The sequence below is a fragment of the Bacillus sp. FSL R5-0709 genome (assembly GCF_038004785.1).
GTDB lineage: Bacteria > Bacillota > Bacilli > Bacillales > Bacillaceae_G > Bacillus_A > Bacillus_A mycoides.
The window spans coordinates 24,585-40,786 of sequence record NZ_JBBORT010000002.1 but is presented as its reverse complement, the minus strand read 5'-3'; the positions used below and the strand labels follow the sequence as shown (position 1 = coordinate 40,786).

General features: G+C 35.8%; 24 protein-coding genes and 4 pseudogenes. 22 read left to right on the top strand and 6 right to left on the bottom strand.

Annotation, left to right across the window (positions count from 1 at the left end; genetic code table 11):
• Positions 1-147: 147 nt before the first annotated feature.
• Together MKX37_RS27215 and MKX37_RS27210 are read right to left on the bottom strand one after the other, a co-directional pair.
• Positions 148-279 (bottom strand): hypothetical protein, encoded by a 132-nt coding sequence (locus MKX37_RS27215; RefSeq protein ID WP_000442756.1) that lies wholly within the window; start codon positions 277-279, stop codon positions 148-150.
• A 176-nt stretch (positions 280-455) separates the two neighbouring features.
• Positions 456-557 (bottom strand): annotated as a pseudogene (locus MKX37_RS27210) (NUDIX pyrophosphatase); the annotation flags it as partial.
• Positions 558-920: 363 nt separating this feature from the next.
• Here MKX37_RS27210 and MKX37_RS27205 point away from each other — a divergent pair.
• On the top strand, positions 921-1,058 hold the full coding sequence (locus MKX37_RS27205; protein WP_165758162.1) for a hypothetical protein: 138 nt from the start codon (positions 921-923) through the stop codon (positions 1,056-1,058).
• Positions 1,059-1,063: 5 nt separating this feature from the next.
• On the opposite strand, the gene MKX37_RS27200 is transcribed toward MKX37_RS27205, so the two are convergent.
• Positions 1,064-1,414, bottom strand: coding sequence for a helix-turn-helix domain-containing protein (locus MKX37_RS27200; protein ID WP_078206772.1), 351 nt, complete (start codon positions 1,412-1,414; stop codon positions 1,064-1,066).
• A gap of 195 nt (positions 1,415-1,609) precedes the next feature.
• Here MKX37_RS27200 and MKX37_RS27195 point away from each other — a divergent pair, with 195 nt between their 5' ends.
• The 17 genes from MKX37_RS27195 (at position 1,610) to dut (ending at position 10,055) form a co-directional block, all read left to right on the top strand.
• Positions 1,610-1,810, top strand: a complete 201-nt coding sequence (locus tag MKX37_RS27195; protein ID WP_078206773.1) for a helix-turn-helix domain-containing protein — start codon at positions 1,610-1,612, stop codon at positions 1,808-1,810.
• Positions 1,811-1,875: 65 nt separating this feature from the next.
• Positions 1,876-2,643, top strand: a complete 768-nt coding sequence (locus MKX37_RS27190; RefSeq protein WP_078206774.1) for a phage antirepressor — start codon at positions 1,876-1,878, stop codon at positions 2,641-2,643.
• 116 nt (positions 2,644-2,759) lie between these two features.
• The gene (locus tag MKX37_RS27185; protein ID WP_265177112.1) at positions 2,760-2,894 is read left to right on the top strand and encodes a hypothetical protein; all 135 of its coding nucleotides are present in this window, start codon (positions 2,760-2,762) and stop codon (positions 2,892-2,894) included.
• Between the two features lie 150 nt (positions 2,895-3,044).
• On the top strand, positions 3,045-3,233 hold the full coding sequence (locus MKX37_RS27180) for a hypothetical protein (RefSeq protein ID WP_341089592.1): 189 nt from the start codon (positions 3,045-3,047) through the stop codon (positions 3,231-3,233).
• 329 nt (positions 3,234-3,562) lie between these two features.
• A complete protein-coding gene (locus tag MKX37_RS27175) occupies positions 3,563-5,098 on the top strand; it encodes an AAA family ATPase (protein ID WP_341089589.1) in 1,536 nt (511 codons plus the stop codon).
• A 3-nt stretch (positions 5,099-5,101) separates the two neighbouring features.
• Positions 5,102-6,043 (top strand): RecT family recombinase, encoded by a 942-nt coding sequence (locus MKX37_RS27170; protein WP_078206776.1) that lies wholly within the window; start codon positions 5,102-5,104, stop codon positions 6,041-6,043.
• A 169-nt stretch (positions 6,044-6,212) separates the two neighbouring features.
• A complete protein-coding gene (locus tag MKX37_RS27165) occupies positions 6,213-6,434 on the top strand; it encodes a hypothetical protein (RefSeq protein WP_078206777.1) in 222 nt (73 codons plus the stop codon).
• Positions 6,435-7,295: a phage replisome organizer N-terminal domain-containing protein gene (locus tag MKX37_RS27160; RefSeq protein WP_078206778.1), complete on the top strand. Its 861-nt coding sequence runs from the start codon at positions 6,435-6,437 to the stop codon at positions 7,293-7,295.
• The gene (locus MKX37_RS27155) at positions 7,243-8,070 is read left to right on the top strand and encodes an ATP-binding protein (RefSeq protein ID WP_078206779.1); all 828 of its coding nucleotides are present in this window, start codon (positions 7,243-7,245) and stop codon (positions 8,068-8,070) included. The genes MKX37_RS27160 and MKX37_RS27155 overlap by 53 nt, the downstream gene beginning before the upstream one ends.
• Positions 8,070-8,333 carry a hypothetical protein gene (locus MKX37_RS27150; RefSeq protein WP_078206780.1) on the top strand — a complete coding sequence of 88 codons (264 nt, stop codon included), beginning with the start codon at positions 8,070-8,072 and terminating at the stop codon, positions 8,331-8,333. Before MKX37_RS27155 ends, MKX37_RS27150 begins: the two co-directional genes overlap by 1 nt.
• Positions 8,248-8,535, top strand: a complete 288-nt coding sequence (locus tag MKX37_RS27145; RefSeq protein WP_088045506.1) for a helix-turn-helix domain containing protein — start codon at positions 8,248-8,250, stop codon at positions 8,533-8,535. The genes MKX37_RS27150 and MKX37_RS27145 overlap by 86 nt, the downstream gene beginning before the upstream one ends.
• Positions 8,532-8,795, top strand: a complete 264-nt coding sequence (locus tag MKX37_RS27140; RefSeq protein ID WP_078206782.1) for a hypothetical protein — start codon at positions 8,532-8,534, stop codon at positions 8,793-8,795. Before MKX37_RS27145 ends, MKX37_RS27140 begins: the two co-directional genes overlap by 4 nt.
• Positions 8,796-8,805: 10 nt before the next feature.
• Positions 8,806-9,204, top strand: coding sequence for a hypothetical protein (locus MKX37_RS27135; RefSeq protein ID WP_341089587.1), 399 nt, complete (start codon positions 8,806-8,808; stop codon positions 9,202-9,204).
• A gap of 8 nt (positions 9,205-9,212) precedes the next feature.
• Entirely contained in the window at positions 9,213-9,341 is a 129-nt protein-coding gene (gene fbpA, locus MKX37_RS27130; RefSeq protein ID WP_078206784.1) for a Fur-regulated basic protein FbpA, read from the top strand.
• Positions 9,341-9,463 carry a hypothetical protein gene (locus MKX37_RS27125; protein WP_265177111.1) on the top strand — a complete coding sequence of 41 codons (123 nt, stop codon included), beginning with the start codon at positions 9,341-9,343 and terminating at the stop codon, positions 9,461-9,463. Before fbpA ends, MKX37_RS27125 begins: the two co-directional genes overlap by 1 nt.
• Positions 9,429-9,596 carry a hypothetical protein gene (locus tag MKX37_RS27120; RefSeq protein ID WP_165758161.1) on the top strand — a complete coding sequence of 56 codons (168 nt, stop codon included), beginning with the start codon at positions 9,429-9,431 and terminating at the stop codon, positions 9,594-9,596. The genes MKX37_RS27125 and MKX37_RS27120 overlap by 35 nt, the downstream gene beginning before the upstream one ends.
• 12 nt (positions 9,597-9,608) lie before the next feature.
• Entirely contained in the window at positions 9,609-10,055 is a 447-nt protein-coding gene (dut, locus tag MKX37_RS27115) for a dUTP diphosphatase (protein ID WP_078206785.1), read from the top strand.
• A gap of 207 nt (positions 10,056-10,262) precedes the next feature.
• On the opposite strand, the gene MKX37_RS27110 is transcribed toward dut, so the two are convergent.
• Positions 10,263-10,736, bottom strand: a complete 474-nt coding sequence (locus MKX37_RS27110) for a CDI toxin immunity protein (protein WP_078206786.1) — start codon at positions 10,734-10,736, stop codon at positions 10,263-10,265.
• A gap of 740 nt (positions 10,737-11,476) precedes the next feature.
• Positions 11,477-11,666: pseudogene (locus MKX37_RS27105) on the bottom strand (hypothetical protein).
• Positions 11,667-12,017: 351 nt separating this feature from the next.
• On the opposite strand from MKX37_RS27105, the pseudogene MKX37_RS27100 reads away from it, so the two are divergent.
• Positions 12,018-12,753 (top strand): annotated as a pseudogene (locus MKX37_RS27100) (DNA cytosine methyltransferase).
• Positions 12,754-13,446: 693 nt separating this feature from the next.
• On the opposite strand, the gene MKX37_RS27095 reads toward MKX37_RS27100, so the two are convergent.
• The gene (locus MKX37_RS27095; RefSeq protein WP_033728788.1) at positions 13,447-13,737 is read right to left on the bottom strand and encodes a hypothetical protein; all 291 of its coding nucleotides are present in this window, start codon (positions 13,735-13,737) and stop codon (positions 13,447-13,449) included.
• A gap of 131 nt (positions 13,738-13,868) precedes the next feature.
• On the opposite strand from MKX37_RS27095, the pseudogene MKX37_RS27090 reads away from it, so the two are divergent.
• The 3 genes and pseudogenes from MKX37_RS27090 to MKX37_RS27080 all read left to right on the top strand — a co-directional run bounded on the left by MKX37_RS27090 (position 13,869) and on the right by MKX37_RS27080 (position 16,037).
• Positions 13,869-14,502 (top strand): annotated as a pseudogene (locus MKX37_RS27090) (Holliday junction resolvase RecU).
• Between the two features lie 136 nt (positions 14,503-14,638).
• Positions 14,639-15,010 carry an ArpU family phage packaging/lysis transcriptional regulator gene (locus MKX37_RS27085; protein ID WP_078206787.1) on the top strand — a complete coding sequence of 124 codons (372 nt, stop codon included), beginning with the start codon at positions 14,639-14,641 and terminating at the stop codon, positions 15,008-15,010.
• Between the two features lie 829 nt (positions 15,011-15,839).
• Complete coding sequence (locus tag MKX37_RS27080; RefSeq protein ID WP_016119215.1) at positions 15,840-16,037, top strand: hypothetical protein; 198 nt, start codon at positions 15,840-15,842, stop codon at positions 16,035-16,037.
• Positions 16,038-16,202: the final 165 nt, after the last annotated feature.

The following is a 16,202-nucleotide window of genomic DNA, read 5'->3' as shown; positions in this document are numbered from 1 at the left end:
CCTATATTTGTACCATCTGAGGAACAAGGCACCATACAGGGTAATCCGAAAATCTTGAGAGGTATTGTGTATAGTATGTTTACCTCAGGTACAACAAAAGAGCCTTACCTCTGTAGGCAAGACTCCACTAGTGTAGTTGTATAGTATTTATATAACAACTAAGAAACTGAAAACATATAACACCAAGTAGCAGAACCCTAACATTCCACCTACAGCTAGTACCTGTTTACCCCAGCTCTTGAGTTTCAGATTACTGTCAATCGCTTGCACTCTTTCCATATATCGTTTCCTCCTATTAAGGAGAACCCTTGAAGACTCTCACCTCGCTATGATACCATTAAGAGATGACTAATAGAGGTCTAAATGTATAAATATGCAATATTTCATATTAAAATGCATTATTATTATATATGTATAAGTGCTTACTATAATAAGGGTGTAAAGATTCACCACATCTTATAATTGAAGTGTTCTTTAGATAATTTAATATTTTTTGTAGGAACTTTAACTCCAAAAGAAAATTCTTTTATTACATAAACATCTTCTCCCCCAAAAAAATTATCTGAAATCTATTCTCTTTTTGTACTCAAATTTCTTTTGTCTTCTTCAAGCATCATCCCAGTTAGTCTAATTATAATAAAACAACTTTATTATTTTTCAAAGAATTTCATTGTAAATTAAACAACTTAATTGTTACTTAACACATTGGCTTAAGTTCTAGCACTATCAATTTAAAAGGATATGTTATTAGAAAAATATTTAAATAATACAACATATATGACAGGAACATACGTTCGTTTTTCGTGGTATAATATGGACATAAAAAAGAATTCTCGTTCGTTTTTTTCTTAATTTAAGTAAAAATTGATATATTGTGAAATATCCAGAAAATACTATGGAGATATCGGAGGATGTTGGGGATGGAAAAAGTACAAGTTGAATGCATAGAGACAGAAATTAAAACAGAGTTAAGTGGTATTGTGCGTGCAGCGAACACTGGGGACTCAATATCATATGAAATGTTACTAAAAATAAAAGAAGCGATTGGTAACATTTAAAACTATCAATCGCCTGATATTTTAACGAGGTTTCGGATTATTTCTAAAAGTTCTTTTTGTTTTTCTGGATTTTTTGTTCTTATTTGTGACATAAGAACTTCTAATTCATCTTTCGCGGCTATCTCTGGATCTTTTTGATCAGATTCACCTAATACATAAGATACAGATACATTTGCAAGTTTAGCTATATCTAAAGATGTTTTTCTGGAGGGGCATTTTTCCATTTCTTCATTTTCCCACATAGAAACTGCCGATTTACTTTTTAGTCCAAGTGCGTTAATGAATTCGGTTTGACTCATTTTGAGTATTTCCGTCCTAATTTCTTTAACTCTTTTGCTAATTAATTGATGGTTCATTTGTATTCTCCCCTTTTTGTAACGATCAGGATATACCAAGAATTTATTTTTTAGTCAACATCTAATTAAAATGTAACAGAAAAGTTCACTCAAAGACAACCTATTAAATGTTTCCTGAAAAAATTAATTTAAAGGTTCACAAAAAGTGAACTTATTGTTATAATCAAATTAACGAAACGAACAAAGGTGATAAACATGAAACTAAATATAGAAAAAGCCAAGGCGTTACGTAAGAAACGCGGTTATAGTCAGGTCTATGTGGGAAAATTTCTTGGATACTCAACAAAATCTTCTTATTCACAACTTGAGTCAGGAAAAAGACAACCGAGTTTATATAGGTTAGGTTTGCTGTCTAAATTATATGGGTTAACGGTTAATGAGTTAGTAGAAGGTTAACGAAAAGTTAACTATTATTTTTAACCTAATGTTCACTTTTTGTGAACTTAAAGGAGGAACACAAAATGAATCAATTACAAGTTTTCAATAATAAAGAGTTCGGCCAGGTTCGAACGGTGGTACAAGGTGAAGCAGTTTGGTTTGTATCAAAAGATGTATGTGAGATTTTAGAACTTTCACAGCCACACCGATCAATCGCAAGATTAGATGAAGATGAAAAGGGGCGTCATACTATGACTACCCATGGTGGAAAGCAAGAAATGACAATCATCAACGAAAGTGGTCTTTACTCACTAATATTAACAAGTCGTAAACCACAAGCAAAAGTATTCAAAAAATGGGTAACAAGTGAAGTACTTCCTTCTATTAGAAAACACGGCGCATACATGACAGATCAAGTCCTGGAACAAGCGGTAACTAATCCAGATTTCGCAATTGGTCTTCTCACTAAATTAAAAGAAGAAAAAGAAAAGCTCGCAGCGGCACAACAGCAAATCGTACAGCAACAACTGTTAGTAACATTCGCAGAAGCGTGTATGCAGTCAGATAAATCACTAAAAGTGAGTGAAGTTGCTAAGTTAGCAGCGAAACACAATATCAAAATCGGGCAACGTCAGCTATTCGCAAAACTTAGAGAGTGGAACCTAATGTTCAAACGATCCACTGAACCAACTCAGCCAGCAGTTGAAAAAGGATTATTCGAAATCACACAAGGTGTTAAACAGAAACCAAGTGGAGAGCCGTTCACATGGACAACAACATACGTAACACCAAAAGGACAAGCTTACATCATAGACCGACTGAAGAAAGAACAGGAACAGGAGGCGGTTTAAATGTTAGAGGAAAGCACATTCTCACATTTCATGGTGCTAGTTGTAGTTATCGGACTTGCAGGATTTATTTATCTGATGGAACGCATAGAAAAAAGGATTATGAAGGATGAAAAGTGATGGATAAACAACAGCATGATGAATACGAACGAAAGAAAATCTTGTGGATCATAAAGGATTTAAGAGCTAGAGGGGTACATAACAGCGCAGATAAGGTTGAGGAAACATACAAGTATATCACTCTAGCTAAATAAGAAAAAACCCTACAGGGGATGCAGGGCAGTACTAAGGGTATTGAGTTGTCGATTCCATAAGGACTTATTGGAATGTACAAAGTGTAACATGTAATTTATGAAAACTTTATATATAGATGTTACGAAATTATGAACAAAGGGGAATGAAAAATGAGTAAAGACGAATTAAATCTAGATAGTTTCGGTCAACAGCTAATAATCACCGGTCTTACAAGATTAGTTGAAGAAGAAGGTTATACAGCTTATGAGGCGTTTCAATTGTTAGAAACGATTAAAAGAAATACGTTCCATGCGCTTTTAGAAATCCAAAAAGAGTCGAGAGAAAACACAAAACCCTAGCAGGGGAGCTAGGGCAGGGGATGGGGTATTAAGAATTGTTGATTCTATTAATAACGAATGACTTCTTCGAATGACCTTAGTCTAACACAGGAACTCATGTATATGTGTTACGGAATTATGAACAATGGACAAGCCTTCTCTTGTCGGAATATTCAGGAATCTAAAGGTATTTCCCACCTAGCAAATGGGTTCCTGGATATTACGATGCGTGAAAGCATCAAAAAAAAATAAAAAACCGCCCTACCCCTAGGACGGTTTGGAGAAACTAAAAAACATAACGTACCTATATTATATCAAATGGTTTCTCCTCATAACAAGGAGGGAAAATAATGAAAATCAACTTTAAAGAACTACGTATTACTAACTTTAAAAATCATGACAGCCTTAATGTGGCATTTGGTGAAGTAACAACTATTAGTGGCCCGAATGGTGCAGGTAAATCATCAATAGGCGAAACGATTACTTGGCTTTTATACGGAACGGATCCATACGGAACTAAGAATGATCCTAAACCAATTGGTAATGAAGATGCAGAAACAAAAATAGAACTTCTTGTCCAAGTTGATGATAAGGATATTTTAATCGGTAAAGCTCAGAAGAAAACAGCAAAGTACTTCATTAATGAGGTTCCAAAGAAAGCTAAGGAATTCGAATCATTTGTAGACGAGTTGTTCGATAAACAAGCTTTCCTATCACTATTCAATCCTGGTTACTTCAGCTCGCAACACTGGCAAACACAACGTGAACAGTTACTTACATATGTTAGTGAGCCTTTAAAGAAAGAAGTATTTGCTGAGTTACCAAAAATACAAGTTGAGTTATTAGAAGAAAACTTAAAGAAATTTTCAAGCGAAGACTTACAGAAAGTTCATATAGAGCGTAAGAAAACACATGAAAAATCATATGAGCGTGCAAGTGAACGAGTTATCACATTAAAAGAACAGTACGAAAAGCAAAAAGCAGAAAGTACTGATGTTAATAAAGAAGAAATCGAAACGCAATTAATCGAATTACAAGCGAAGCGTTCAGAAATCGATAAAACGATTAAGGACTCACAGAAAAAACAACAGCAATACAACCAAGCGCAATATCAAATTGAAGGCATGAAGCAACAAGTTTTAAAGCAAAAAGAAGTGGTTTTGGGTATACGTGACGAGGAATTACAAGACACTTGCCATACATGCGGACAAGCCTTGCAAGACGAAGCAGTTGAACAGGTTAAACAAAACAAAATTAACCGATTTGAAGAAGCTAAACAGATTGGTACAAAAATGGTCAAGAAGCTAAAAGAACTAGAAGCTTCTATAAAAGAAATGTCTGTTGAAGAATTTGATCTTAATCAAACAAGAGAAATCGATGAAAAGATTTACGAGCTGAACGGATTACTTCGACAATCACAACAACTGGAGATATTACAGAAAGAAATCGATGATGCAGCAAGTACACAAGAGAAGATTCGCAAAGAAAAGAATGAATCAATAGCAATCATTGATGCTATTAAAGACTGCCGCACGAAGCGTTCTGAATTGATGGTAAGCAAGATTCAAAGCTTATTTACAAGCATTGATGTACAGCTCTACGAAACTCTTAAAAACGGTGAAGAGAGAGCGACATTTGAAATATTGATGGATAGCAAGCCATACAGCAGACTTTCTACAGCTGAAAAGATTAAAGCAGGACTAGAGCTTGTTGAAGTGTTGAGCAAACAATCTCAATTAATTGTCCCGACTTTCGTAGATAACGCTGAAAGTATCCTACATTTCACTAAGCCAGCAGGACAGTTAATCATAGCGAAGGTTGAAGATACAGCGTTCACGATACAGCGTTCACGATTAAATCAGAAGGAATCCAAAAGGAGGAAGTAATCAATGGCCAATCAAGTAGCAGCAACACCAAACACTGAAAAGGTAATTGGTAACTTTACAAAAATGGAGTTAGACACAATCAAAAGTACCATCGCAACAGGAACAAGCAATGAACAATTCGCTTTATTCGTACAAACTTGCGTTAATTCAGAACTTAATCCTTTCTTAAATCACATTTATTGCATTGTATACGGTGGGAAAATGAGCATTCAAGTATCAGTAGAAGGCGTGCTGCACCTAGCAAGACAAAAGAACGGATATAAAGGAATTGATGTTCAAACGGTTCATGAGAATGACGAATTTGAAGCTGATCGTTCTCAAGAAGGTGAATGGATTATCAGAAAGCACCAAGTTAAATTCCCTCGTGGAAAAGTAATTGGTTGCTATGCGGTAGCTCAACGTGAAGGCTTCAAAGATGTTGTAGTCATGATGGAAACAGACGAAGTAATTCATATGAAGAACGGCACAAACAAGCACATGTGGAATAACTGGTTCAACGATATGTTCAAAAAACATGCAATGAAACGTGCGGCTAAATTACAGTATGGAATTGAAATTAACGAAGATGAAGCAGTTTCATCAAGTCCAGTAGATAGTGTTCAATCTTATGAACCTGAAAAACGTGTAGATATCACACCAAATAAATCAAATCAGATTCAAGTTGAAGAAGGTGAAACGGTAGATCAAGAAGCTGAGTTAAAGAAAAAGCAAAGCGAAGTAATGGAAAAACTAAGCGAGTACAACATGACTACTGATGATTTGCAAGAAATCGCAGTTAAACATTTCAAAGTGCCAGCAGCAGATTTAAACCTTCAACAACTTACAGGCCTTGTTAAGTTCTTAGGTTTAGAACATAAGAAACGTCTGAAAGAGCAGGAGAAAGCACAAGAACAACCAGAACAAGAAGAAATCGACTTTGAAAACATGGAAATGGATATAGCATGATCGATAAACAAAGTAAGGTACTCCTTCCGGCTTGGTGCTGGAAGGAGGCCAAATCAACAGATGAAGTAAAACGAAATGTACTGAAATATATAAATCCGAAACGCTACCCAGGTTATAGGGTCCTGAAAGTATCGAACGGATTTGCTATCTGTGAACCGGAGGAAACATGATGTTTCAAGTGCCAGTAAGACGTGGATCAATGAAAGAAATGTTAAGAGCGGTTCGTGATTTAGAAAAACGAGGTTACGACTATGTAACTCCTATTAAGAGAGTGTACAGGGCAGAAAAAACATTTTATAACGATGGAAAATTCAAAGGGAAAGACAAGATTAGGTTTACAGGCATGGACGATCATGTCAGTTACGAATGTTGGATGAAGAAGGTGCACTAAATGGCAGATGTTAAATGGATAAAACTCTCTACTAGTATGTTTGAAGATGAAAAGATTCGATTGATTGAAAGCTTACCAGATGCAGACACACTACTAATTATTTGGATTAAATTGTTGTCTCAAGCAGGTAGAACGAATGCCAATGGTTACATTTTCTTGAGCGAAAACATTCCTTTTACAGAGGAAATGCTTTCTACACTTTTTAATAGACCGATAGCAACTGTAAGACTTGCATTACAAACATTTAAACAGTTCGGAATGATTGATGTAACAGATGATCAGTACATATGCATCTCGAACTGGGAGAAGCATCAGAACATTGATGGATTAGAACGCGTAAAACAATTGAATGCAGAACGAAACAAAAAGTACCGCGAACGCAAGAAACAACAGCAATTAGCACTAGAAAATAAGGGTGAAGAAAGTGACGCTTGCGTGACGTCACGTGACGCAACAGATATAGAAGAAGATAAAGAATTAGATATAGATAAAGAAAAAGATAAAAAGAAGAAAGAAAAACCTTCCCGTCACAAGTTTGAAACTTGCGACACCAATGGGGCTAAGTATTTGTTTGAAAAAATTAAGAGTAATAATCCTAAACAAAAAGAGCCTAACTTTGATTCTTGGGCTAATGACTTTAGATTAATGCGTGAAAAGGATAACCGTGAATTACAAGAGATTAAAGATGTTATTGATTGGTGCCAAGCAGATCCATTTTGGCAAGGAAACATTTTATCTCCTAAAAAACTACGTGAAAAGTTCGATCAGTTAACAATCCAAATGAATTCTAAAAAAGGAGCGAGACCAAATGGAAGCAGTAGGAAGAGTGATGACTCAGATTTTGAATACATCGGCTTGTGATGAGGAAACAGAAGGGTATATATGTAAACACTGCAATACATTCATTAAAGCAATTGTAGTTGAGGTACCAACGTTACGAATCAAAAATAAGGTCCTTCCTACTTGCGAATGTGTCGTTGAGCGAGAAGAAACGAAAGTGCGAGAATATCAAAACTTCGCTAAGAAAAGAGAAATTGAAAAGCTGTTCAGCATTAACAATTTAGGTGATCGCTTTGCTAAGAGTACATTTGAATCATTTTTAGAAAGAAATGGATCGGAAACGGCTCATAAGATTGCTACTCACTATGTAAAAACATTCGAAGAGTGGAATGGCGAATCACTAATGATTTGGGGAGAGCCTGGTAATGGAAAGACTCACTTAGCGGCAGCTATTGCAAATGAGTTAACAAGCAAAGGATTTATCACTGTGTTCCAAAGTGTACCAGAGCTATTACAACGTATTCGTAGCACGTTTAATAACGATAACAAGGAAAATGAATCGCAAATCATGCGAGCGCTTCTGGAATGCGACCTGCTTATTCTAGATGATATCGGAGCGGAGAAAGCAACAGAATGGGTAGAAGAAAAGATTTTCAATATTATAGATGGCCGATATAGAAAAGAACTACCGACACTTTATACAGGTAATTTGAAACCGAAGGAACTTCAAGAGCAAGTCGGAAAACGCTCCTATGATCGGATAGTAGAAACAAGTTTAACGGTTGAAAACAAAGCAACAAGTTATAGAAGAGAGATTGCTAAACAACGACTACAAAAATTCGGAGGTGCTTATTAATGTGTGCATGTAACGGAACGGGAGTAATCAGAAACGACCAAGGGAACGGCTGTTATCAATTTGGACCATGTATTTGTGCGGCGGGGAATCAAACACCTGAAGAAGTGGATAGAAGACGTCATGCCGTTATGGCGAGACTAAGAGTAATTCATCAATTACAACTGGAGGGGAAATGGGATGCCAAGACTTGGAACGGATTTGGAAAAGGAGAATTACACAATAGCAGCACAACAAAGGAAGTACATGAAGAACTCGCGTCGTAACATGTATGTAGCGTTAGAAGATTTGGACTTGTTATTCGATGCGAGTGAAGTGATTCGATTCCAAGAAATGTGGGAAGAAGATAAAAGCTTCATTGAAATTGCAGTAGAGATGGGAAGACATCAGTTAGAAATTGCAGCCTTAATCATGGATCAGGTGGATAAGAATAAAATTAAATCCCGTCCGATGGGGTTAGGGGCATGAAACAACTAACACTTGAGGATGTAGTAGGAAGTTTTGATTATACCGCAACAAGTACAGCGGAAAAGTTCTTACAGCATAACGTCATAACGTATGAAGTGCACTTCTATGACCAAGATAAGCGACAAAAAATAGACTGGTTCGATGTTGAAACGGAAGGCGAAGCATGGAGTACGGCGGTGAAAGAACATGGTAAAGGTATTCAGAAGATTAGGGTAATTATTTCTAATCGTACACGAGATGAAATTATGTCACTGGATTAGGAGGGAGCAAATGGGGAAGCCAACATTAAAAGATTATGCAAAGGCTGCTGAAATTGGCGTTAGCAAGAAAAATCTAGATCAACGAATGGAAGAGCTGCATTGGAGTTTGGAACGTGCCATAACGACACCAGTCGGTACGAGTTGGGAAGGAAATGAAAAGAATAAAAAATTACTGAAATTAGCTGAGAAAAATGGGATTAGTGAATCCACCTTTTACAGACGAAAACGTAACGGCATGACGTCATACGAAGCAGCTACCACGCCAAAAGGATTCGAAAAGTACATTCCTTTAGCGGAATCGAATGGGATTAGTAATAAGACCTTTTACCAGAGAGTTAAAAGGAAGATGGATCCATATGAAGCAGCTACAAAGCCACCACGTAAGTATAAGAAGAAGCAAATCAGTTAGGAGGCAGCATGAACGAGCAAGACAGGTTAATAGAACGTTTAATTGATAGGCATGTATTTAAATTACCTGATGGCCGTGATTTATATGAAGGGTCATGTGAGGAACTAAGAAAGCTATTGAAAGGAGGTGAAGAGTAATGGTCGTAACAAGTTGCAATTACACGTATTGGGAACAAGCAATTAAGGATTTTTACAGAAAGCAAGAAGCAGAGTGGGAGGTAAGTAATGAAAAAAGAAACCGTGGTGCAGGTGCAAAGTGAACTTTATGTAGTAGAAAGCGAGATTCGTAAGTTGGAATATCACTTGGTTGGATTGGATAGTGAAAAATGTAAGACAAAGCGTTCTTTGGAAGAGTTGAAGAACCGGAAAGAAGAATTGAGAAGTTATTTATAAGGAGCGGGGAAAATGAAGTTAAGAATGAAAATTAAACGATTGAAAGATGTAGAATTGCCGAAGTATGCGAAACCAGGGGATTCGGGTTTTGATCTTGTAGCGGCAGCGGACACAATTATATGGCCTGGAGAAACAAAGGTTGTACCAACGGGATTGGCGTTCGAAATCCCGCCAGGATATGAGTTGCAGGTGCGCCCGCGTAGCGGTATGACGCGTGATACAAAGTTACGAGTGGTTCTTGGAACTGTAGATAGTGGTTTTAGAGGAGAGATTGGTGTTCTAGTTGATAACATTGAAGTCCCTAAAGAGGCAAGTATGCAAGCCCATGTAATTGAAAGAGGAACTCGTATTGCTCAAGGTGTCATAGCGCCAGTAGAAACAGCTAATTTCGTTGAGGTGAACGAGCTGTCTGAGAGCAAGAGAGGAAGCTATGGCTTCGGATCAACGGGGATTAAATAAAAAAGGCTAGGATTTGCTCCTAGCAAAGAGTTATGTCGTACAGAAAGGTGCAAATCTGATGTTTGCAAATTCATTATATAACGTTCCTGGGGTAGGAAGATTGAATCATAGCAATCTTTACGTAACTTTTACATCTGATTGAAGTATTTGATTAAAATAAAAAATGAATTTTATAGAACAGCAGAATAAGGAAATATGCTTAGAGTATTAGCGAAATCCAACCTTAATCAATTCTTCATTGTTTATTTCAATTATGAATCTATATTCTTTATCTAATAGCCAGTAATAAAAACTGACTGCATCAACGTCAACTAGTGATTGGAATACTTTATCAAGATTTGTACTTAATACAGGGATCTCATAGTTATCCCATATTATAAAAATTTGTTCATCAAAATCTAGTTGGTTTTCTCTAATAAGGGAGATTAGTTGTTCTTTGTTCGAAGCTATTAATTGACTGTCTATCTGTTCCCAATCTATTCTTCCCGAGACAGTTATAGGAAATGAATTCATTAAAGTAGTAGCAATCTGCTGGCTTTTTTCCTGAGAGAAAATGAGAGTTTCGTTTCCTAGGGATTCAAGGCATTCATTAAACAAAGGGTTTGTATCATTTCTGTTTTTTGTTTTCAGTTCTCTTAACTTTTGTCGTATTTTCCATTGTCTTGACGATCTATCATCCATTATTAACATTCCTTATACAATTATTTATGAATGAGTATAGCATATAAGGGAAGTCCCTATGAAAATGAATTTTTATAATATAAATTAAACAAAAGCGTTATCTTATGGAAATGTGGAAAGAGCACACAGTAAATATGTACTCATACCAATCTAAATTATTTTAAGGACCATGATATATCATCAAGAGCTTTATAAATATAACTATACATGCGGTAAAAGAGATACTTTGGATTGTATTTTTGTTTCCATTTCATAAAAATCACCTCTCATACAAATAGTTTAATTATATTATACAGTTGTTAATTTGAATGTTAAGAAAATTCGATGCGAATTAAGGTAAATTTAAACAAAATAGCTATAAAAAAAAGACCTCTTACGGAAAGATAAGGGGTCATCAAAAAATGTTGTATTTGAAACACGTGATGTTTCACAAAAACATCATAACATAAATTTATATATTACGTATAACAAATATTTAAGTTTGTGAAAAGAATAAAAGTGCATAAAATCCATATTTAAATGAAGGAGCCCTAGGATTAGGGGGCTAGGGCTTCTCGGTTTGGTATATTTCACACGATATTATAAAAAAGAATAGAACTTACTGAAGATAACACATGGATGTTTCGTAAATGTATCAAAAAAGTGAACAAAAGCGTAATTTGAATAGAAAATGACAGCTAAAATATTAAGATCGTATCAGCTGTCACTAAAATAGATATTAAGTTTTATTATTAGGTTTTTTAGTTGGTATTTTTGTTCTTATTTCTAGAGGAAATTGTACCAAAGATTGCTCCGGACATTGCACCAATTATAGTCATAAAAATCGCACTCCAGGTTGCAAATGACATAATTACACCTCCTAGTAATAAAGTGTTGTAACTATATAAAGTTATTGTTTCTTAGCCCTTTTAATAGAAATGCTGATTGCAACAATTATTAAGAAAATAAGAGGAGCCCAAGAAAAGAAAGACATTTAGTATTCCCCCTTCAATATTAACTTTAAATATTCTTATAAAATAATTATCTCATGTTTGTAAATTGAACATACAGAATATGTAATATTGCATATCGAATTGTAGAATACGAAGAAGTGACAATGATAATTAAATAAAAAATAGCTCTTACTATTAAGTAAGAGCCCCATAAACAGAGAAAAAGTCGTATGTGACTCTATATGAGAATCACAATAACATTTTAACATCGGAATATATAGTTATCTATACATCTATGGTGTGATGGAACTACACAAAAACTCTAGTTTAAAACAAAGGGGAATAGGATATGAAAATGTTGGATCTATGTTCGGGAATTGCAGGAATAAGTATGGTAGCAGATTGGGTTGGGATCGAAACAGCAGCCTTTTGTGAAATAGAGGAATTCAATCAGAAGGTACTCAGGAAGAACTATCCTAACATTCCTATTTTCCCGGATTTATATAAACTTACGAAACAATCATTAATAGATGGAGGTGTTGACGTTGATGCAATTGGAGTTATTTCAGCAGGATATTCCTGTCAGGGAGAAAGTCTTGTTGGTAAGCGAAGAGGCGCAGAAGACGAAAGATGGTTATGGCCAGAAGTATTCCGAATCATTAGAGAACTCAGACCCACTTGGTTTGTTGGAGAAAATGTTGCTGGACACCGTGCTCTCCGACTTGGAAGAAGAAAACTACTCGACAAGGACGTTCGTATTTCTGGCTGTCAGTGTCGGCGCGCCACATCAAAGATACCGGACATTTATTATTGGCCACTCCAACGACAAGTCAAAATTACAAGCCGATTCGCGAGTTGTGCCCTTCAGAAGCAAACAGGAAGCACGGAAAAACACTACCAGGATCAATCGGGGAACACTTTCCAGAATATATTGGGAAGAAGATCAACCCACAGTTTGTGGAATGGATGATGGGACTGCCACAAGATTGGACGAAGATAGATTGAGATTCTTAGGAAATGCCGTTGTTCCTCAACAGATCTATCCCATATTTGAAGCGATAGCAAAGATTGAAGGTTTAATATAAAAATTTCATTTTGTATTAGTTTAAAACAAAAAAAGAGCAGCTAGCAAAAGCTAACCACTCGGTTCTCCAAGGGGGAACAAGGAGAAAATCTAATGTCATCTACAGTATTGACGGAATATTGAGTTTTATTCAGGGGAGATTATATTTTACAAATTAGATTATGATAGTCGATATTCTCCATATTGACCAGAAAAGAACCAAAAATTCTATTGAAATTCCAAGTGTTCTTTTCCTAGTTTTTTGAAATTCTTTTATTAAATAGCCAACAGCACTAATTGCTATAAGAATGAAAAGAATAAGTTCTAGTGTAACTGGCATTTGATCTACCCCTAATCCTTTAATTTATTATATAACGATTATAAGATTTTTTTTTGTGGTTAGTGGTGAAAAATTAAGCAAAACCGTCTCTTTACGAAAAAAGATCCTGTTGTCTCCAACAGAACCTTTCCTAAAATGGCAAAGAGTAACTCTTACCTTACTCTTTGTTCATATACTACAGGAGTTTTAATGAAAATCCAAGGCTCCTTATATTGAGAAATAAAGAAGAATCATTCTAAAGAATCTTATCTTTGTTATAAATATAAGAGCAGTTAGCAAAAACTAACTGCTCAGCCTTCGGGTATGAAGGGGAATCAGAAACTGTATCTGCAGTATTGACGGAATATTGAGTTTTATTCAGGTGGACATAATGAATTAGATAAAAAATAACATAATTGCAATATAGCAAGATAAAATCGAAATGATAGAAAACATGGTTTTAAGTTTTCGGCGTTCTTTTTCATCTTCGGTAGCAAACGAGACGTATTTTCGTATTCCGAATCCGAATATCAAACCGCCAAATGTTAATCCAAATATCCCAACAAAAAACTTAGGGTTTGGAGATGATGTAGGAGTCATAGCAGATAAAAGTACAGTTTTAATGGATAAATAACAAAATGTTGTTAAAAGAGAGCAATATATGATAGCGATACTCCATTTATTCATAATCGTTACCTCCTTTTGTGAAATAGTTAATTTATGTAAATGAATAATATTATACCATGAAAAATCTTTAATTGAATGAAGTGAAAAGACTGAACAAAATAATCCTTTGAATAGAAAGTGAGGAAATAACAATGGGCTTAGGAAACAGAGGAATGCATTTTGAGAAGGTTATCAATCTAGCGAATGAAAATGTATCAAAGAGGGGGTGTGGCGCTTATAAACAAGCGTCCAACTCCTGTGAAGGTGTTAAAAAGTAAAGGCGGTCGTGTATTAAATGGATTCTATGAAGCTAAAAGTACAGTGGACTATGATGGCGTTTATAAGGGACGAGCTATTGCGTTTGAAGCGAAGTCTACAGAGAATGCTACACGATTTGATTTAAAGAACATCGCGCAGCATCAGTTGGATTACCTGGAAAAAGCAGAGAAGATGGGAGCGATTTGTTTCTTCCTTATAGAGTTCAGCAAGGATAAGTCAGTATTCGTGGTACCACTATCAGCGATTCGATGTTATATAAGAATGTCACAGCAACCAAAAGGCAAGAAGTCGATACCGAGAGCAGATTTTGATATTTATGGATACTTGGTAGATCAGACGGATCGAGCTCCAGTTGATTACTTACAATACATTGATGAGACAGGATTAATTTCAGGAACGCTAGATGGAATGATTCAATTTGATCAGGACCATACAAGGATAGCAAATAACATTGAAGCAGCAAAAGAGAAGATGACCAATAAGAAACGTAAATTATTAAAGGCTTAATGGATAACGGAACCATGCAGAGTGGATGGTGGGGATACTTGCTATGCATGTTTCCCTTATTCAACAATGAGATATTAAAATTTCACGTACTTGATGTGAATGTAAAAACCAAAATTTGAAATAGGGGGATTCCGACTTGGAGAGACAATTGACTTTGTTACCGGATATCGATGATAAGAAAGTACAGAAGGAAGTAGTAAGCGTATTAAAGGAATACAGAGCACTCAAGATGCGATTCAGCAATGACGTGGAGCAAGAAGGGATCAGTTTGTTTCCTGAGTTACGTGATTCAAGGAATACGAGTAAATGGAAGGTGCAGCAGGTTGAAAAGGCACTTAATAACTTATTAGATGAGGATGAGCGTAATATTGTAGAGCGAAAGTTCCTGACAAATGAGAGAGTAAAGGATTCAGATGTTTATCACGATCTATTACTCAAGAAGACATACTTCTATGAGAAGAAGCAGAGTGCGGTTAAGTTGATTGCTACAGCGCTGGGAATAATCTAAAAAGCGCGAACAAAACGCGAACTTTTTGGGGGACTAAATAAAAACGTGAAAATTATAAGCTATTCCTATAAACAGTTCTTTGAAAAGAGAATACGTTTTGGGGATAGCGTTCCCATTATAATAACGTTACTCGGTGACGCGGAGGCTAGAGGGGATAAGAGTTTCCCGAAATTATTTATATTTTACTTCTTATTGAGTGTATAAACGTACCGCCTTTCGTTTGTAAACTCATAGGTAGTAAAACCACCCTGTCATGTGGTTTCTTGATTTCTATGTTAAAACTGGATCGTTTTACCGATGGAATGATGGTTCGTTCGATTGAATGAACTATATGTTATAAAAGAAGTGTCAATTGATTTATAAGGAGTTGCTCACGACAATAACTAATGTAAGTCAAGGTTCTTCTTCTAAACGATTAAACGAGCAGAGAGCTTCCGCTCTTTGTTTGAGCCAATACAGCTGAACATTCCCCTCAGTCTTGTGTGTTGGTTCAAACAAGGCGTAGGAAGAAATATATGCGTCTGGATATAATCACGTTGTGTAAACGTAATTGGCGAAAATGACATTAAGTAGCCGACTCCACGGAGTATAAAAGAGAAGATTCTTATTCTTCTCCCAGTCACCGACACAGGGCGTGTAGCCATACTATTGATGCGGTGGCTTGGAGAAGGTTGAGAGTAATCAGCCTTGAAATGAAGAGATACTTATTGCCATTTGTTATCTTTCTTCCCCTTTAGGAGCTGTCACCTTTCGGTGATGGCTTTTTGTTTTGTAGGATATTCTTCTTTTCTGTCGAATAGATAGATTGGGAGAGGCGGGGAATAAGTAAATGAAAAAATTTATAATAAGCATAGAAGCAGTCGATGGTAAACAACACGAATTTGAAATTGAGCATAAAAAGACAGTAACAGTTGCTGCTATAGAAAATTCTATACAAGCAAGAGAAGCTAGATTCTTCAGATTTGGAGATCGTATGGTTAATTTGGACAATGTATTCTCTTTGGTGGTAAAAGAGAAGAAGGATTAAATACAAAAAAAGCATCCATAATGGGTGCTTTTTTCTTTGTTATGTAGAAATTACACATTAAACCAGTAAAACTTTGAATGAGACAAGCATATACTAATAACTGACACGACGTATTCATTCTTTATAATCGTATCGGACGAGCACCTTATAGGGCTCTTTTTTTAT